Annotated in this window: 14 protein-coding genes; 11 read left to right on the forward strand and 3 right to left on the reverse strand. The window is 79.0% G+C overall.

Annotation, left to right across the window (positions count from 1 at the left end; genetic code table 11):
- The first annotated feature begins 156 nt into the window (after positions 1-156).
- The gene (gene pknB, locus ACRYR7_RS11645; protein WP_432572269.1) at positions 157-2,184 is read left to right on the forward strand and encodes a Stk1 family PASTA domain-containing Ser/Thr kinase; all 2,028 of its coding nucleotides are present in this window, start codon (positions 157-159) and stop codon (positions 2,182-2,184) included.
- Complete coding sequence (locus ACRYR7_RS11650; RefSeq protein WP_432572257.1) at positions 2,181-3,014, forward strand: metallophosphoesterase family protein; 834 nt, start codon at positions 2,181-2,183, stop codon at positions 3,012-3,014. Before pknB ends, ACRYR7_RS11650 begins: the two co-directional genes overlap by 4 nt.
- Positions 3,015-3,050: 36 nt before the next feature.
- Here the strand turns inward: ACRYR7_RS11650 and ACRYR7_RS11655 are convergent, their stop codons facing one another.
- A complete protein-coding gene (locus ACRYR7_RS11655; protein WP_432572258.1) occupies positions 3,051-3,341 on the reverse strand; it encodes a DUF2795 domain-containing protein in 291 nt (96 codons plus the stop codon).
- 265 nt (positions 3,342-3,606) lie between these two features.
- On the opposite strand from ACRYR7_RS11655, the gene ACRYR7_RS11660 reads away from it, so the two are divergent.
- Positions 3,607-5,025, forward strand: coding sequence for a diguanylate cyclase domain-containing protein (locus ACRYR7_RS11660; RefSeq protein WP_432572259.1), 1,419 nt, complete (start codon positions 3,607-3,609; stop codon positions 5,023-5,025).
- Between the two features lie 10 nt (positions 5,026-5,035).
- Here ACRYR7_RS11660 and ACRYR7_RS11665 read toward each other — a convergent pair whose 3' ends face one another.
- Positions 5,036-6,466, reverse strand: a complete 1,431-nt coding sequence (locus ACRYR7_RS11665) for a CCA tRNA nucleotidyltransferase (protein WP_432572270.1) — start codon at positions 6,464-6,466, stop codon at positions 5,036-5,038.
- 161 nt (positions 6,467-6,627) lie between these two features.
- Here ACRYR7_RS11665 and ACRYR7_RS11670 point away from each other — a divergent pair, with 161 nt between their 5' ends.
- Positions 6,628-7,104 carry an NUDIX hydrolase gene (locus tag ACRYR7_RS11670; protein ID WP_432572260.1) on the forward strand — a complete coding sequence of 159 codons (477 nt, stop codon included), beginning with the start codon at positions 6,628-6,630 and terminating at the stop codon, positions 7,102-7,104.
- Entirely contained in the window at positions 7,101-9,440 is a 2,340-nt protein-coding gene (locus ACRYR7_RS11675; protein WP_432572261.1) for a DUF6049 family protein, read from the forward strand. Before ACRYR7_RS11670 ends, ACRYR7_RS11675 begins: the two co-directional genes overlap by 4 nt.
- Here ACRYR7_RS11675 and murJ read toward each other — a convergent pair.
- The gene (murJ, locus tag ACRYR7_RS11680) at positions 9,417-11,120 is read right to left on the reverse strand and encodes a murein biosynthesis integral membrane protein MurJ (protein WP_432572262.1); all 1,704 of its coding nucleotides are present in this window, start codon (positions 11,118-11,120) and stop codon (positions 9,417-9,419) included. The genes ACRYR7_RS11675 and murJ overlap by 24 nt on opposite strands.
- Before the next feature lie 91 nt (positions 11,121-11,211).
- Between murJ and ACRYR7_RS11685 the strand changes: the two genes are divergently transcribed.
- From ACRYR7_RS11685 to trxA, 6 genes are all read left to right on the forward strand, one after another.
- Positions 11,212-12,432: a C40 family peptidase gene (locus ACRYR7_RS11685; RefSeq protein WP_432572263.1), complete on the forward strand. Its 1,221-nt coding sequence runs from the start codon at positions 11,212-11,214 to the stop codon at positions 12,430-12,432.
- Between the two features lie 116 nt (positions 12,433-12,548).
- Positions 12,549-14,126 (forward strand): hypothetical protein, encoded by a 1,578-nt coding sequence (locus ACRYR7_RS11690; RefSeq protein ID WP_432572264.1) that lies wholly within the window; start codon positions 12,549-12,551, stop codon positions 14,124-14,126.
- Positions 14,123-14,743: an RNA polymerase sigma factor SigM gene (gene sigM, locus ACRYR7_RS11695; RefSeq protein WP_432572265.1), complete on the forward strand. Its 621-nt coding sequence runs from the start codon at positions 14,123-14,125 to the stop codon at positions 14,741-14,743. Before ACRYR7_RS11690 ends, sigM begins: the two co-directional genes overlap by 4 nt.
- 94 nt (positions 14,744-14,837) lie before the next feature.
- Positions 14,838-15,692: a hypothetical protein gene (locus tag ACRYR7_RS11700; protein ID WP_432572266.1), complete on the forward strand. Its 855-nt coding sequence runs from the start codon at positions 14,838-14,840 to the stop codon at positions 15,690-15,692.
- 137 nt (positions 15,693-15,829) lie between these two features.
- Entirely contained in the window at positions 15,830-16,870 is a 1,041-nt protein-coding gene (trxB, locus tag ACRYR7_RS11705; RefSeq protein ID WP_432572267.1) for a thioredoxin-disulfide reductase, read from the forward strand.
- Between the two features lie 38 nt (positions 16,871-16,908).
- Positions 16,909-17,235: a thioredoxin gene (gene trxA / locus ACRYR7_RS11710; RefSeq protein ID WP_432572268.1), complete on the forward strand. Its 327-nt coding sequence runs from the start codon at positions 16,909-16,911 to the stop codon at positions 17,233-17,235.
- The last annotated feature ends 149 nt before the right edge of the window (positions 17,236-17,384 follow it).

The raw sequence follows: 17,384 nt of genomic DNA on the forward strand, positions 1-17,384 counted from the left end.
CCGGGAGCGGGCCGCGGACGAGGGACGACGGGCACGACGGGCACGACGGGGACGGGGAGCGCAGTGACGGACGCATCGACCGGCGGCGGGGGGCAGGCGTCGCCGCGGCTGCTCGGCGGGCGCTACGAGGTCGGCGCCCTCCTCGGGCGCGGCGGCATGGCGGAGGTCCACGTCGCGCGCGACACCCGGCTGGGGCGGGTGGTGGCCGTCAAGCTGCTGCGCTCCGACCTGGCGCGCGACCCCTCCTTCCAGGCGCGCTTCCGGCGCGAGGCGCAGGCCGCCGCCGGGCTGAACCACCCCTCCATCGTCGCGGTCTACGACACCGGCGCCGACCAGGTCGTCGAGCACGGCGGCGCGCCCGTGGACCTGCCGTGGATCGTCATGGAGTACGTGGAGGGCCGCACGCTGCGCGACGTGCTGCGCACCGACCACCCGCTGGCGATCACCGAGGCGCTCTCCATCACCGAGGGCGTGCTGGGGGCGCTGGAGTACAGCCACACCAAGGGCATCGTCCACCGCGACATCAAGCCCGCCAACGTGATGATCACGCCGGCGGGCGAGGTGAAGGTGATGGACTTCGGCATCGCCCGCGCCGTCAGCGACTCCTCCGCCACGCTCACCCAGACCTCCGCGGTGATGGGCACCGCGCAGTACCTCTCCCCCGAGCAGGCGCGCGGGGAGACCGTCGACGCCCGCAGCGACCTGTACTCCACCGGCTGCCTGCTCTACGAGATCCTCACCGGCCGCCCGCCGTTCACCGGCGACGCGCCCGTCGCGGTGGCCTACCAGCACGTCTCGGAGCAGCCCAAGCCGCCCAGCGCCCTGGTGCCCGGCATCCCGCCCGCCGTGGACCAGGTCGTGCTCATGGCGCTGAGCAAGGACCGCGAGCACCGCTACCAGAGCGCCGCCGACTTCGCCGACGACCTGCGCCGCGCCGTGGAGGGCCGCCCGCTGCGCGGGGCCAGCTTCGCGCCGACCACCGCGGTGCCCGTGGAGGGGGCCACGACGGCGCTGCCGCCGGCCGGACCGGCCACCGCCGCCACCCGCGCCGTCCCGCCGGTGGCCGGGGCCGGCGCCCTCGCCGGCGGCACCGGGGCGCTGCCGCGCGTGGACGACCCCGACGCGGCGCCGCCGGAGGAGGAGCGGCGCAAGCGCTGGCCGTGGGTGCTGCTCGTGCTCGTCCTGCTCGGCGGGATCGCCGGCGTGGGCTACGCGCTCGTGGACGGCAGCGGTGGAAGCCCGGACCCGTCGGCGTCGTCCTCGCCCGCGGCGGTGGCCGTGCCCGCCGTCGACGGCCTGCCCCAGGCGCAGGCCGAGCAGCTCCTGCGCGACGCCGACCTCGAGCCGGTCGTGCAGCAGGCCCCCAGCGCCGACGTGCCCGCCGGGAACGTGATCGGCGCCGACCCCGCCGTCGGGCGGCAGGTCGCCGTGGGCACCGCGGTGACGCTGACGGTCTCCACCGGCCCCGAGCAGGTGACGGTCCCCGACGTGAGCGGGCAGAGCCAGGCCGACGCGCGCGCCGAGCTGCGCTCGGCGGGCCTGGAGACCGGCTCGGTGGAGTCCACCGACGAGGACCCCGGCGCCGAGCGCGGCACCGTGGTGCGCACCGACCCCGCGGCGCGCGCGGACGTGGCGCGCGGCACCGAGGTGACGATCTACGTCGCCAGCGGGCAGGTGACCGTGCCGGACGTGACCGGGCAGAGCCTGGACGACGCGCAGTCCACGCTCAACGACCTCGGGCTGAACGTCAACGCCTCCGAGGGCTCCAGCGGCTCCGGCGAGCCGGGCACGGTGGTCAGCCAGAGCCTGCCCGCGGACAGCGCCGTGGACGTGGGCACCTCCATCAGCCTCGTCGTGGCGCCCGAGGAGAGCGAGCCCAGCCCGACGTCCAGCCCCACCTCCAGCCCGACGTCGAGCCCGACCGGCTCGGCGACGGAGAGCCCGACGGCGGGCGCCACGTCCTCGGCCACGGCCAACCCCTCCGGCGCCGCCACCCGCGGCGGCGGCAACGGCAACGGCGGCGGCAACGGGAACGGCGGAGGCAACGGCGGCGGGAACGGCGGCGGGAACGGCGGCGGGAACGGGAACGGGAACGGCGGCGGTGGCAGGGGCGGGGACGACGAGGACACCCTCGCCGGCGCCGCCCCGGGCGGGGACGAGGACGGGGACGGGGAGGCGCGGTGACGCGCGTCCTGCTGCTGTCCGACACGCACCTGACGGCCCCCGGCGGCCGGCACGGCGGCGGCAAGGTCGACACCACCGCCGTGCTGCGGCACGTGCTGACCTCGCTGGCCGGCGTGGGCCCGCTGGACGCCGTCGTCGTCTCCGGCGACGTCTCCGACGACGGCTCGACCGCCTCCTACGAGACCGCGCGCGACCTCGTGGGCGCCTTCGCCCGCGAGCACGGCGCCGGCGTCGTGGCCTGGGCGGCGGGCAACCACGACCTCACCGAACCGTTCACCCGCGTCCTGGGCCCGCCGCGCTCCGTGCACGACGCCGGCGGCCTGCGCCTGGTGGTGCTGGACAGCTCCGTGCCCGGCTTCGGCTACGGCGCGCTGGGCGAGGAGCAGCTCGAGCAGCTGCGCGCCACGCTCGCCGAGCCCGCCCCGCGGGGCACCCTCGTCGTGGTGCACCACCCCCCGCTGCCCGCGCCGACGGTGCTGCACGAGGGCCTGCGCCTGCAGGAGCCGCAGGCGCTGCTGGACGCGATCGCCGGCACCGACGTGCGCGCCGTGCTCAGCGGGCACTACCACCACCCCTACGTGGCGACCCTGCCCGGCGGGACCACCGCGGTCGTGGCGCCCGGCGTGGCCAACCGCACCGACGTCCTCGTCGAGCCCGGCTGCGAGCGGGTGCTGCGCGGCAGCGGCGCGTGCCTGCTCGACGTGGACGCGGCCGGCGTGCGCGCCACCGTCCTGGCGGTGGCGGCCCCCGGCGACGGCGAGGAGCTGTTCGTCCTGCCGCCGGACGTGGTGCAGCGCATCCTGGCCGCCGAGGGCGCGCCCGCGCGCTGAGCGCGGGGCGCCCCGGCGGGCCGGGCCGTCAGCGGGTCAGTAGTCCGTGGGGTCCGGCGGGACCTCGCGCTCGCCCGCGGCGATGCGCGAGGTCGCCTGCCCGCGCGCCTGCTGCGCGGCGGTGTGCGCGTCCGTCGGCGCCTCCTCGGTGGGCACCGAGCGCGTCACCTCCTGCGCGTTCGCGTAGTCTTCCACGGGCAGCGCCCGCAGCGCCTTGAGCACGTCCTCGCTCGCGCCCGCCGCCTGCGCGGTGGCGAGCAGGTCGTCCTTGCCCGCCGGGTAGGTGGCGTCGCGGACGGCGTGCAGGACCTCGTCGGTGGTTGCCATGACGGTCACCTACCCCGCCCCGGCGCCCTCGACACCTGCCGCCGGCCCGGACGGCCCCGGCACCGCGGACGACCCGGCGGGCCGCCCTCACCCCGACGGGTGCTCCGGTGCGGCGCCGCGCCACCCGATCAGGAGACGGGGGCAGGGTCCGGCGGGCAGGTCGCCGGGGGCCCCGGAGCGGGCCGGCGGCGGCCCGGGACGGGCGGTGGACGTGGCGGGGGACCGGGTGCGGGGGCGCGCGCCCTGGCGGCGTCCCGCGGGGCTCGTGGAGCAGACGCGCCGGCTGTACTGCCTGCTGGTGCTGCTGTCCGCGGCGCTGCTGGTGCCGCCCGTGGTGCGGTCCGCGGAGCCGGTGGCGGCGCTGCTGTTCGCGGCGACGACCGCGGCGCTCGGCGGCGTGTGGGTGCACCGCTACGCCACCCGGCGCGCCCGCCTCGCCGGCGACGTCGTCGAGGCGCTGCTGCTGGCCGCCTGCACCGCCCTGGCCTCGCCCTCGACCCTCGCGCTGGGCACGGCCTTCCCCGCGCTGTGGTTCCGCGCGGTCTACGGCAGCACCCGCCGGGTGTGGCTGCACTGCGCCGGCGCCGCGCTGGGCCTGCTGGCCGGTCTGCCGTTCTGGTCCGCGGTGCCCGGCCACCACGGCCCCGGCACCGCGGACGCCGTGCTCGGCTGCGTCCCGCTGCTCCTGCTGACCACCGCCGGCGCCCGCCACCTCGCCAACGGCCTGTTCGCCCGCGAGCAGGCGCAGCACCGCGACGCCGCGCTCGGCTCCCTCGGCCGCGACCTGCTCACCCTGCGCGAGCGCGACGAGATCACCGGGCGGGGCGTGCGCGCCGCCACCGAGGTGTGCGGGTCCACCCCCGGGCTGGTGAGCGTGCTCGTCGAGGTCGCCCCCGACGGCGCCCGCCCCCTGGCGACCACCGGCACCTGGGTGCTCCAGCCGCCGCCGGTGCTGACCGGGGTGGTCCTGCCCGCCCGGCCCCGCGACGACCGGCCCGTGCTCCTCACCGGCACCGGCCTGGACGCCCTCCTCCCCGGCGCGGAGTGGATCGCGCTGCCCAACCCCGGCCGGGAGGGCGCCTGGCTGCTCGTCGGCGCACGCGGCCGCCTGGCCGCCGAGGGCGTGCCCGCGCTGCGCGCCGTCATGACGCAGGTGGTGCTGGCGCTGCGCAACAGCGACGCGCACCGGGCCCTGGCCGAGCAGGCCCGCACCGACGCGCTCACCGGGCTGGCGAACCGCACCGCCTTCACCGAGGCGCTGGCCGCCGCCGCGCACGCGGCCAGCGCGCGCTTCAGCGTCGCCTTCGTCGACCTCGACGACTTCAAGGCCGTCAACGACGGGCGCGGCCACGCCGCCGGCGACGAGCTGCTGCGCGCCGTCGCCGCCCGGCTGCGCGCCACCGTGCGCGCCGGCGACCTGTGCGCGCGCCTGGGCGGCGACGAGTTCGCCGTGCTGCTGCGCGACCCCGACGAGCCGGCCGTCGCCGACCTGGCCGAGCGGGTCGTCGAGGCCGTCGTGCAGCCCGTGGAGCTGCCCGGCGGCCCGGTGCGCGTGGGCGCGAGCGTCGGGGTGGCGCACCGCCGCCCCGGCGAGGACGCCGAGCAGGTCGTGCAGCACGCGGACGTGGCGATGTACGCGGCCAAGGCGGCGGGCAAGAACCGCGTGCGCGTCTTCGCCGCCTGAGCGACCCCCGCTACTCGCCGCCCTGCCGCTCGGGCTGCGGCTGCGACTCGGGCTGCTGCGCCCACCACGCCAGCAGCTCCTCGCGGGCCGCCTCCTCGCCCAGCGGGCCGCGCTCCATCCGCAGCGCCAGCAGGTGCTGGTAGGCCCGCCCCACCGTGCGCGAGGGCCCGATGCCCAGCAGCTCCATGATCCGCGTGCCGTCCAGGTCGGGGCGGACCGCGTCGAGCTCCTCCTGCTCGCGCAGGCGCGCGATGCGCACCTCCAGGTCGTCGTAGGCGGCGGCCAGGCGGTTCGCCTTGCGCTGGTTGCGCGTGGTGCAGTCGCTGCGGGTCAGCTTGTGCAGGCGCGGCAGCAGCGGGCCGGCGTCGGTGACGTAGCGGCGCACCGCCGAGTCCGTCCACTCCCCGTCGCCGTAGCCGTGGAAGCGCAGGTGCAGCTCGGTCAGGCGCGCCACGGCCTTGACGGTGTCGTTGTCGAAGCGCAGCGCCTTCAGCCGCTTGGCGACCATCTTGGCGCCGACCACCTCGTGGTGGTGGAAGCTCACCCCGCCGCCGGGCTCGAAGCGGCGCGTGCGCGGCTTGCCCACGTCGTGCAGCAGCGCCGACAGCCGCAGCAGCAGGTCCGGGCCCGGCACGTCGCCCCCCGGCCCGTCCTCGCGGTCGATGGCCTGCTGCAGCACGGTCAGGGAGTGCTCGTAGACGTCCTTGTGGCGGTGGTGCTCGTCGATCTCCAGCTTCAGCGCCGGCAGCTCGGGCAGCACGTGGTCGGCCAGGCCCGAGTCCACCAGCAGCCGCAGCCCCGCCACGGGGTCCGCGCCCAGCAGCAGCTTCTCCAGCTCCGTGCGCACCCGCTCCGCGGAGACGATCGCGATGCGCCCGGCCATGGCGCCCATCGCCGCCTGCACGTCCGGCGCCACCCGCAGCCGCAGCTGCGCCGCGAAGCGCGCCGCGCGCATCATCCGCAGCGGGTCGTCGGAGAAGGACTGCTCGGCGGTCACCGGGGTGCGCAGCACGCCCGCGGCCAGGTCCGTCAGCCCGTCGTGCGGGTCGGCGAAGTCCAGCGACGGCAGCCGCAGCGCCATCGCGTTGACGGTGAAGTCGCGCCGCGACAGGTCCCCCACCAGGTCGTCGCCGTAGGAGACCTCCGGCTTGCGCGAGGCCGGGTCGTAGCTCTCCGAGCGGTACGTCGTCACCTCCACCACGACGTCCACGCCGCCGGAGCGCTTGCGCGCGCCGATGGTGCCGAAGTCGCGGCCCACCTCCCAGAACGCGTCGCCCCAGCGCTTGAGGATCGCGACCGTGTCGTCGGGGCGGGCGCCGGTGGTGAAGTCCAGGTCCGCCGAGCGCCGGCCCAGGAACGCGTCGCGCACCGGGCCGCCCACCAGCGCCAGCTCGTGCCCGGCCGCCTCGAAGCGGCGGCCCAGGTCCACCAGCACCGGCATCACCGGCTCCAGGGCGCGCACCGCGCGGGCGCGCGCCTCGTCCAGCGCGCGCTCCAGCGCTCGCGCCGCGTCGTCGGGGTCGGGTCCTGCGGGTCCGTCGGGGGGGAGCACGAGGTCCAAGGGTGCCAGAGGCGCACCACGGGCCTGGCTACAGTGAGCCGATGGTCAGACCTGCCCGGGAGCCGCGCCGACGGCTGCCGACCGTGCAGGAGACCTCCTCCGGCGGCCTCGTCGTCGACGTCAGCTCCGGCGAGCCGCGCGCGGCCGTGATCTGCCGGCTCAACCGCGCCGGGCGCCTGGAGTGGTGCCTGCCCAAGGGGCACCCGGAGGGGGCCGAGACCCTCGAGGAGACCGCGGTGCGCGAGATCGAGGAGGAGACCGGCATCCGCGGCGTCGTCGTGGAGGGCCTGGGCAGCATCGACTACTGGTTCTCCGTCGAGGGCCGGCGCATCCACAAGGTCGTGCACCTGTTCCTGCTCAAGGCCGTCGGCGGGCGCCTGACCGTGGAGAACGACCCGGACGCCGAGGCCGTGGACGTGGCGTGGGTGCCCTTCAGCGAGCTCGACGCGCGGCTGGCGTTCCCCAACGAGCGGCGCGCCGTGGAGGCGGCCGTGCAGCGCCTGGGCGAACTGGCGTGAGCGCCGGCGGAGCGCCCGCGGGCCCGCGCCGGCGCGAGGTGCTCGCCGGGCTCGCCGGGCTGACGGGCCTGGTCGGGGCGCCGGCCGCGGCCGCGGCGGGCACCGCCTCCCCCACCGCCTCCCCCGCCGCCGCGGCGCTGCCGCTGCGGGTGTCCGTGCAGGACGTCACCCCCACCGCCTACGACACCGCCGACCCCGCCCGCGCCGTGGTGACCGTGCGGGCGCGGGTGCGCCACGGCGGCGGCGCGGCGCTGACGGGCCTGCGCGCGCGGCTGGTCGCCCAGCGCTCCACCGTGGTGGGCCGCGACGCCCTGGACCGCTGGGAGCAGGCCTCGCCCACCGCCTCGCTGGGGCGCACCACCGTGACCTCCGAGGCCGTCGCCGTCGCCGACGGGCGCCTGGCCGCGGGCGGGGACGCGGAGGTGCTGCTCGTCCTGGACGCCGCCGCGCTGGGCACCGGGGAGGGCGCGCACCCGGCGGCCGTGGAGGTCCTCGACGGCGGCGGCGCGCGCGCCGGGCTGGCGCGCACCTTCCTCGTCTCCGCCCCGCACGGCGTGCGGCCCACCCGGCTGACGCTGCTGCTGCCGCTCGTGGCCGGGCGCACCGCCGACGCCACCGGCCTGGCCGGCGCCACCGGCGGCCGGCTGGGCCGGGTGCTCGACGCCTCCGCCGACCCGCGCACCGCCTGGGCGCTGGACCCCGCCGTGCTGGCCACCGCCCCGGCCCGCCCCGCCGGCGCGCAGGCCCCCGGCGACGGGGACGGCGGCGCGCCGGCCGCCGGGGCCGCGCCGGGCGCCGAGCCCGCCGGTCAGGGCGCGGGCACCGGCACCGAGCTGCCCGCCGGGGACGGCGACGCCGGCGCCGTCGAGGCCGCCCTGCGCTCCTGGCGCGAGCGGCTGGGCGCCGCCGCCGAGGGCCGGGCCGTGCTGGTCCTGCCCCACGGCGACCCCGACCTGGCGGCGCTGGCCGCCGCCCCCGGCGGCGCCGGGCTGCTGGGCGCGGCCACCGCCGCCCGCGCGGACGCCGCCGCCGCCCTGGGCGGCGCCACCGTCCTCACCGACGTGGCCTGGCCCGCCGGCGAGAGCGCCGACCAGGCGCAGCTCGCCCTGGCCGCGCGCGCCGGCGCGCGCGCGGTGGTCCTGGACGACCGGTGCCTGCCCACCGACGACGAGCTGACGTACACCCCCACCGGCCGCGCCGACGTGCGCGCCGACGGCGCCGGCACCCTGGCCGGCCTCGTCGCCGACAGCTCCCTGTCCGCGCTGCTGCAGCGCGCCGACGCCACCGCCGACACCACCGGCGGCGGCGCCGGCGCCGACACCGCGCTCGTGCAGCGCGCCGTGGCCGAGACCGCCACCACCACCCTGCAGCGGCCCAACGCGCCGCGCGCCCTGCTGCTGGTGGCGCCGCGCTCCTTCGACCCGCGCCCGGGCGCGGTGCAGCGGCTCGTGGGGGCCGTGGAGGCCTCCGGCTGGGCGTCCTGGCAGCCGCTGCCGGAGCTGCTGGCCACCCCCGTGCCGGACGTCGAGCGCACCGACGCGCCCGTGACCGGCCGGGACGAGGCGCGGGCCGCGCTGCCCGCCGCGCACGTGGCCGCCGTCGCCGGCCTGCGCGCCGCCGTCGAGGACACCGCCAGCGCCCTGCAGGGCGCCGACCCGGCCACCGGGGCGCTGCAGCGCTCGGCGCTGATGCTGCTGGCGGCGTCCTGGCGCGGGCACGCCGCCGAGCTGCCCGCCGCCCGCCGCCGCGCGCAGGAGCGGGTGGAGGCCTTCGCGGGCGGGGTGCGGCTGCTGCCCGGCAGCGTCATCAACCTGGCCGCGACCCGCTCCGAGCTGCCCGTCACCGTCGTCAACGAGCTCGCCGCGCCCGTGCGGGTGGACCTGGTGCTGCGCCCGCGCAGCCCGCGCGTGCAGCTGGCCGCGGTGCCGCGCGTGACGGTCCCCGCCGGCGGGCAGCAGCGCGTGGCGGTGCCCGTGCGGGCCCTGGCCAACGGCAGCGTCGTCGTCGAGGCGCAGCTGCGCACCCCCGCCGGCACGCGCCTGGGCGAGCCCGTCGGCATCGACGTCAACGTGCGCGCCGACCTGGAGGGCTGGCTGACCGGGCTCGTCGGCGGCGGCGCCGGCGCGCTGCTCGTCGCCGGCGTGGTGCGCGCCGTCAAGCGCGGGCGGCGCCGCGTGGACGAGGTCCCGCACGCCGACGTGGGCGGGGACCGGCGGCGCCCGCCCGCCGGCACCGGTCCCGCTCCCGCGGACGGTGCCGGTGCCGGGGACGGGCCGGACGCGCAGCCCGGCGCGGCGGGCGGGCAGCGCCCCTCAGCGCCGACCGGGCAGGGGTAGGCGGCGCAGCAGCGGGCCGACCAGGGCGTCCAGCTCGCTCACCCGCATCGCCCGGCACAGCGCGGTGAACAGCACCAGCAGCACCAGCCCGCCGACGACGACGGTGCCGACCTGCACGGCCCACGCCCCGCCCAGCGGGGCCGCCAGCCGCGTCACCCCGTGCGCGGCCCCGCCGGAGAGCGCGCCCACGACCAGCGCGCGCACGAGGGTGCGCAGCAGCCGGTGCCCGTCCAGGCCGCGCCCGTCCAGGGAGCGCAGCCGCCGGCGCAGCAGCACCAGGCCCAGCACCACGCCGACCGCGTTGGACGCGCTCATCGCGACGCCGACGCCGACGACCTTCCACTGCGCCGGCACCACCAGCCAGCACACCAGGTCCCCGGCGGCCATCACCAGCGCCACCACGAGGGAGACCGTGAAGGGGGTCCGGGCGTCCTCGTAGGCGTAGAAGACGCGCTGCACGAGGTAGGTGACGCTGAAGGGCACCAGCCCCACCGCCATCGCCGCGACGACCTGCCCCACGAAGCGGCCGTCGCCGGCGGGGAAGAGCGCCACCCCGATCTGCGGGCCCAGGGTCACCAGCGCCGCCGTGGCCAGCACCCCCGCCACCAGCACGGTGCGCGCGCCGTAGGAGAAGTCGCGCCGCACCGCGGCGGTGTCGCCGGCCGCGGCCGAGGCGCTCAGGCGGGTGAACAGCGCCGTCACCAGCGACACCGCCACCAGCGAGTGCGGCAGCATGAACAGCAGGAAGGCCGGGGTGTAGGAGGCGTTCGTGGCGCCCTGCAGCCCCAGGTCGTCCAGCTCGGCGGCCGCGGCCGTGGTCACCTGCGTGGTGGCCACGAAGACGAGCTGACCGGCCACCACCGCGGCGAACGTCCAGCCCGCCACCCGCCCGGCGCTGCGCAGGCCCACCCCGCGGAAGCCCCACCGGGGCCGGTAGCGGAAGCCGGCGCGGTGCAGCGGCCAGAACAGCACCAGCGCCTGCACGACGATGCCCAGCGTGGAGGTGCCCGCCAGCACGGCCACCGCGGAGGGGTCGAAGTCGCCGGCCGACCACTGGCGCGCCGACCCCGAGGCCACGACGAGGAAGACGACGAGCCCGGCGACCGCCACGACGTTGTTGAGCACCGGCGCCCACATGTAGGCGCCGAAGCGGCCCTTGGCGTTGAGGACCTGCCCCAGCACCGTGTACAGGCCGTAGAAGAACACCTGCGGCAGGCACCAGTACGCCATCGCGGTGGCCAGGGCGACCCAGTCGCCCTCCCACTTCTGCGACGCGTACAGGCGCACCACCAGCGGCGCCGCGGCGGTCAGCAGCACCGTCGCGGCCGCCATGAGCACCAGCGACAGCGTCACCAGCCGGTTGACGTAGTCCGCGCCGCCGTCGGGCCGCTTCAGGGCCCGCACGATCTGCGGCACGAGCACCGCGTTGAGCACGCCGCCGGCCAGCAGCATGTAGAAGACGTTCGGGGCCTTGTTGGCCACGTCGAACGTCACCGCCCCCACCTGCGCGCCGGCGCCCAGGGCCGCGCCCTGCACGGCCGTGCGCACGAACCCCAGCAGCCGCGACACCAGCGTCCCGGAGGCCATCAGGGCGCTGGAGCGGGCCACCGAGTCGCGCGCGTCCTCGTGCGCCGGGGGCTCGGGCGGGACGGCGGGGGCCGGGCGGCGGGCTGTGCTCACGCCCCGATGGTCGCCGATGCGCGGGCCCGGCGGGCACGCGCCACCCGTCCGGGGGGTGCAGGTCCGGTGCGCGCGCGCCGATGCAGCCGGTGTGGGGACCGGGGTGCGCGGGGGCGCGGGGGGCGTGCGCGGGGCGCTGGCGGCGCTGCTGGGCGCGGCGCTGCTGCTGCCGTGCGCGGCCGGGGGCGCCGCCGCCGCGCCGGCCCCCTCCCCCGCCGCGAGCACCCCCGCCGCCGCTCCGGCTGCCGAGGGTGCGCGGCTGCGCGAGCGGGCCGCCGCGCTGCGCGAGCGCGTGGAGGCGCTGCGCACCGAGGCGTCGGTGGCCGTGGAGGAGCACCTCACCGCCGTCGAGGGCACCCGCGCCGCGATCGGCGAGGAGGTCGCCGCGCAGGCCGCCCTGGAGCGCGCCGAGGGCGCGCGCCGCACCACCGGCGCCGACGCGGCCCGCCGCGTGCGCTCGCTGTACGCGGCCGGCGCCGGCGGTCAGCTCTCCGCGGCGCGGCGGCTCGCCGGCGCCCTGGCCGCCGGTACCCCCGACGGGCTGCACGGCGCGGCCGCCGGCACCCGCGCCGTGCGCGCCGCCCGCGCCCTGGACGTCGCCGCGCTCAGCGGGGCGCGCACCGCCGACGAGGCGGCCGCCGCGGCCCTCGAGCGGCTGACGCGGGTGCGCGAGGAGGAGGCCGCGGCGCAGCGGGCCGCCGGGGCGGCGCGCGAGCGCGTCGAGGCGGCCCTGGCCGAGCAGCAGCGCCTGCTCGCCGGCGCCGACGCCGAGGTGGTGCGCGCCGCCGCCGCCGAGGAGGAGCGCGCCCGCGCCGAGGCCCTGGCCCGGGCCGCGGAGGCCGCCGCCCGCGCCGGCGTCGCGGACGCCGCCGCGCGGGCCGCCACCGGCACGAGCAACCCCGCGGGCACCACCGCCACCGACACCACCGGCACCACCGCCACCGGCGTCGCCGCGGCCGCCGTCGCCGCCGCCCGCACGCGCACCGGCCTGCCCTACGCCTGGGGCGCCACCGGACCGGGCAGCTTCGACTGCTCGGGCCTGACGCAGTGGGCCTACCGGCAGGCCGGCACCGCGGTGCCGCGCACCTCCCGGCAGCAGCACGCCGGGCTGCCGCGGGTGCCGCTGGACGCGCTGCTGCCCGGCGACCTCGTCTTCTACGCCGGCGGCGCGGACCCCTCGACGATCCACCACGTCGCCCTGTACCTGGGCGGCGGGCGCGTGCTGCACGCCCCGCACAGCGGCGACGTCGTGCGTGAGGCGCCCGTCACCATGCCCGGCCTCTACGGCGCGGTCCGCCCGGCCGGGGCCTGACGCCGCCCTAGCATGGTCCCCGGCCCGCGCAGGCGGGGAGGGCGGCGCACCCCTGCGCCCGGGACCTGGAGGGCACACTGGACGGGGCTGGCCGCAGCAGCGTCGCCGACCGCTACGTGCTGCACCGCGAACTGCCCTCGACGTCGGGCTCGCGCGACCACCTCGGCTGGGACACCACGCTGGACCGGTGGGTGCGGGTGCGCACCCTCGAGGCCGACGACCCGCGCGCCGCGGAGTTCCTCGACGCCGGCCGGCGCGCCGCCACGCTCACCGACCCGCACGTGCCGCGCGTGCTGGACGCCGGCACCGACCTGCGCGAGGGCCCCGGCGGGGAGCGGCGCGCCGCGGTGTTCGTCGTGGAGGAGGCCGTCGAGGGCTGGTCGATGGGCGACCTGCTGCGCGAGGGCCCGCTGAGCCCGGCCGCGGTGCGCGGCCTGGTCGGCGAGGCCGCCACCGCCCTGGAGGCCGCCGCCCGCCGCGGCCTGCACCACACCCGGCTGACGCCGGAGTCCGTGGTGCTCGGTCCCGACGCGGTCGTGCGCGTGCTGGGCGTGGGCGTGGAGTCCGCCCTGCAGGAGGACCCGCCGGCGGTCTCGCCCACCCGCGCCGCGGCGCTGGCCAACCGCGCCGACGCCGTGGGCCTGGTGGCGCTGGTGTATGCCGGGCTCACCGGGCACTGGCCGCGCCTGGAGGACCTGCCCGCCGCGCCCGGCCTGCCCACCGCCCCCACCACCGGCGGCCGGTACGACCCGCCGGTGCCCGTCAAGGAGCTGCGCGCCGACGCGCCCAACGACCTCGACACGCTGTGCGCGGTGACGTTCGGCCCGCACGAGGACGGCCCGCGCGGCCCCGCGGAGCTGGCGCTGCAGCTGGCGCCGTGGTCGCTGGACGACCTCGGCGACGTGCTGCGGCGCATGCGCGGGGAGCTGGCCACCGCGGAGTTCCGCGGCCGGCTGCAGAACCGCGACGAGGTGGTGCCCGAGGAGGAGCCGCCGGTGCCGTTCACCGCGCCGCGCTCCACCGCGCGCCCGGGCCGGGAGGACTCCCGCCTCGTGCTCGCCCTCGTCGGCGGCATCCTGGCGCTGGGGCTGGTGCTGGCGCTGTGGCAGCTGCGCGGCGTCCTGGGCGGCGGGGGCGGCGAGGAGCCGGCCGCCGCGCCGGTGGCCACCAGCGCGCCGTCGAGCGCGGCGCCCGCGCCCACCACCCCCGCGCCGGCGCCCCCGCCCGCCCCGACGGCCGCGGCACCGGCCCCGGTGCCGGTGGCCGGGGCGCGCGCGGTCGACCCCGAGGGCGACGGCTCCGAGGGCGGCGACCCCGGCGCCGCGCTCGACGGCGACCCGGCCACCACCTGGCGCAGCGAGGGGTACGCCTCGGCCTCCTTCGGGGGCCTCAAGAGCGGCGTGGGCCTGGTGCTGGACCTCGGCGCGGACGTCGACGTCACCTCCGTGGAGCTGACCGGCGGGGGCACCGGCGGCGCGGTGGAGCTGCGCAGCACGCCCGGCGGCGCGAACCCGCTGGACGGCTCGGCCGTGCTCGCGCAGGCCCCCGCGGGCGGCGCGCAGGTCCTGGCCCCGCCCGCGCCGGCGCGCACCCGCCAGCTGCTGCTGTGGTTCACGCAGGCCGCGGACGTCGACGGCGAGTCCCGCGTCGTGGTCGGCGACGTGCGGGTGCTGGGCACGCCCGCCGTCCCGTGACCGCCGGCGCGGACGGCGCGCCCGGCGCGGTGGAACCGCGCACCGACGCCGAGCTGCTCGCCGCCCACGTCGCCGGCGACCCCGAGGCCTTCGGGGAGGTCGTGCGCCGGCACCGCGACCGGCTGTGGGCGGTGGCGCTGCGCACCACCGGCGACCGCGAGGAGGCCGCCGACGCCGTCCAGGACGCCCTGGTCTCGGCGCTGCGCGCCGCCGGGCGCTTCCGCGGCGAGTCGGCGGTGACGACGTGGCTGCACCGCATCGTCGTCAACGCCTGCCTGGACCGCGCCCGCCGCCGCGCCGCGCGCCCCACCCGCCCGCTGGAGGAGGGCACCGGCCCCGACGGCGACGCCCCGCGCACCGGCGCCGCGGCGGCCGTCACCGGCGACGCCGCCCCCGCCGTGGAGACCCGCCTGGACGTGACGCGCGCGCTGGCGCTGCTGCCGGAGGCGCAGCGCGCGGCGCTGGTGCTCGTGGACATGTACGACGTGCCGGTCGCCGAGGCCGCCCAGGTCCTCGACGTGGCCGTGGGGACCGTGAAGTCGCGCTGCTCGCGGGGCCGCACGGCCCTCGCGGCGCTGCTGCGCGGCGAGGCGCCGGACCCGGGCGGGAACCGGTGAGCGCGGGCGCGCGTCCCAGCACGGGTCGCGGGGAGGGGTGCGGGACGGGTCGGTGGGCGGTTCGGCGGGCGGTGCGGTGCACGGGGGGTGCGGGGTGAGCGGGACCGGGGGTCCGGCGGGCGGGGACCCGCTGCCGCCGGAGGAGGAGCGCGTGCGGCAGCTGCTGCGCGCCGCCGCGGGGACGGCCGGGCCGATGCCGGCCGACGTCGTGGCGCGGGTGGAGGAGGCGCTGGCCCGGGCCCGCGCCGACCTGGGCTCCGGGCAGGACGCCGGGATAGACGCCGGGCAGGACCACGGGCGGAGCACCGGGGGCGCGCGCGTGGCCTCCCTGGCGCACCACCGCGAGAACCGCGCGGCCCGTGCGGCCCGCTGGCGCCGCGGCCTGGTCGCGGTGGCCGCGGCCGGCGTGCTGGCCGCCGGGCTGGGCGCGCTCGTGCAGCAGGGCGGCTCCTCCGGGCCCGGCTCCTCGGGGGCGGGGTCCTCCGCGGCCGACGGACCCGCCGCCGCGACGAGCGGCGGTGCCCCCGCCGCCGCGCCCGTGCTGAGCAGCGACGCCGACTACGCCGACGAGGCCGCCCTGCTCGCCGCCGGCGCGGCCCTGCTGCAGGGGCCCGCGCAGACGGGCGGGGAGCCCGAGCGCGACACGCTCGCCGCCCCCGCCGCGCCGGCGGCACCGGCCGCCGTGCCCGACGAGTCCCGGCGCCCCGCCGCCGAGCGCGCCCTGGGGTGCGCCGCCGCGCTCGGCGTGGACCCCGCCTCCGTGAGCGCCGTCGAGGTCGCCGCGTGGCGCGCCCAGCCCGCGGCGCTCGTCGTGCGGCGCACCGGCGGCAGCAGCGGCACCGGCGGCACCGGCGGCGAGGTCGTCGTCGTCGCCCTGGGCTGCACCCCCGGCCAGCCGGCCCTGGCCCGCGTCGCCCTCCCGGCGCAGCCGCCGCCCGGGGCCCCCTGACCGGGGCCCGCGCGGGCGCCGCGCCCCCCGCCGGCGGGGGGCGCGCGCGGGAACAGCACCGCCCTACGATCCGTTGCAGCGAGCACGGCGACCGGCGACCCGGCCGCCCCCACGGATCGAAGGAAGCAGGTCTCTCGGTGAGCCCCTCGGTGGACGACGTCCGCAACGTCATCGTCATCGGTTCCGGTCCGGCCGGGTACACCGCGGCCCTGTACGCCGCGCGCGCGGAGCTGAAGCCCCTCGTCTTCGAGGGCTCCGTCACCGCCGGCGGCGCGCTCATGAACACCACCGAGGTCGACAACTTCCCCGGCTTCCCCGAGGGCGTGCTGGGTCCGGACCTCATGGACAACATGCGCGCCCAGGCCGAGCGCTTCGGCGCCGAGCTGGTCACCGACGACGTCGTGGACGTGCGCCTGCAGGGCGAGGTCAAGGAGGTCGTCACCGGCAGCGGGAAGACCTTCCACGCCCGCGCGGTCGTCCTGGCGCTGGGCTCGGCGTACCGCGAGCTGGGCCTGCCCGACGAGAAGCGCCTGTCCGGGCGCGGCGTGAGCTGGTGCGCCACCTGCGACGGCTTCTTCTTCCGCGACCAGGACATCGTGGTCGTCGGCGGCGGCGACTCCGCCGTGGAGGAGGCCACCTTCCTGACGCGCTTCGCGCGGACGGTGACGATCGTGCACCGCCGCGACGAGCTGCGCGCCTCGAAGATCATGGCCCGGCGCGCCCTGGAGAACGAGAAGATCCGCTTCGCGTGGAACTCCGAGGTCGCCGCGATCCACGGCCAGGACAAGGTCACCGGCGTCACGCTGCGCGACACCGTCACCGGTGCCGAGCGCGAGGTGGCGGCCACCGGCCTGTTCGTCGCCATCGGCCACGAGCCGCGCACGGGCCTGGTCAAGGGGCAGGTCGACCTGGACGAGAACGGCTTCGTCCTCGTGGAGGGCCGCACCACCAGGACCAACGTGCCCGGCGTCTTCGCCGCCGGCGACGTCGTGGACCACACCTACATGCAGGCCATCACCGCCGCCGGCATGGGCTGCTCGGCCGCCCTGGACGCCGAGCGCTACCTCGCCGCCCGCGGCGACGTCGAGCAGGACGTCAACCCGCCGCGCGAGGAGACCACCACCCCCGCGGTGGCGGACTCCGAGACGGTCGACCGCCCGCAGCCGCGCGAGCGCTGAGAGAACCCCCCACCCCACCGAGCACGAGGAGGCAGCCCGTGAGCGCCACCACCGCCGTCACCGACGACACCTTCGAGGAGCAGGTCCTCAAGTCCGACAAGCCGGTGCTCGTCGACTTCTGGGCACCGTGGTGCGGCCCGTGCCGCCGCGTCGCCCCGGTCCTGGAGGAGATCGCCGCCGAGCACGGCGACAAGATCACCATCGTGAAGCTCAACACCGACGAGAACCCGCGCACCGCCGCGAAGTACGGCGTGACGTCCATCCCGCTGATGAACGTCTACTCCGGCGGCGAGGTCGTCAAGAGCATCCTGGGCGCCCGCCCCAAGCCCGACATCCTGGCGGAGCTGGGCGACATCGTCGCCTGAGCACCACCCCGGCACGTCCCCCGAGCCCCGGCACCGCCGAGCGGTTCGCCGGGCGCAGGAACGCCGACCGCGCCCCGTCGCTGGAGGTGCCGTAGATCGCCCCGCCGTCGCAGCGGGTGTCGCGCTCCAGGTCCCCCGGCGTGCCCACG

This window comes from Kineococcus gurbantunggutensis, assembly GCF_050871925.1.
Taxonomy (GTDB): Bacteria; Actinomycetota; Actinomycetes; order Actinomycetales; family Kineococcaceae; genus Kineococcus.

Excerpts from the sequence above, each read along its gene's own strand:
- pknB (WP_432572269.1), top strand. The coding sequence starts at position 157 with ATGGCGGAGGTCCACGTCGCGCGCGACACCCGGCTGGGGCGGGTGGTG.
- ACRYR7_RS11655 (WP_432572258.1), bottom strand. The coding sequence starts at position 3,341 with ATGGCAACCACCGACGAGGTCCTGCACGCCGTCCGCGACGCCACCTAC.
- ACRYR7_RS11665 (WP_432572270.1), bottom strand. The coding sequence starts at position 6,466 with ATGCCGGTGCTGGTGGACCTGGGCCGCCGCTTCGAGGCGGCCGGGCAC.
- ACRYR7_RS11670 (WP_432572260.1), top strand. The coding sequence starts at position 6,628 with ATGGTCAGACCTGCCCGGGAGCCGCGCCGACGGCTGCCGACCGTGCAG.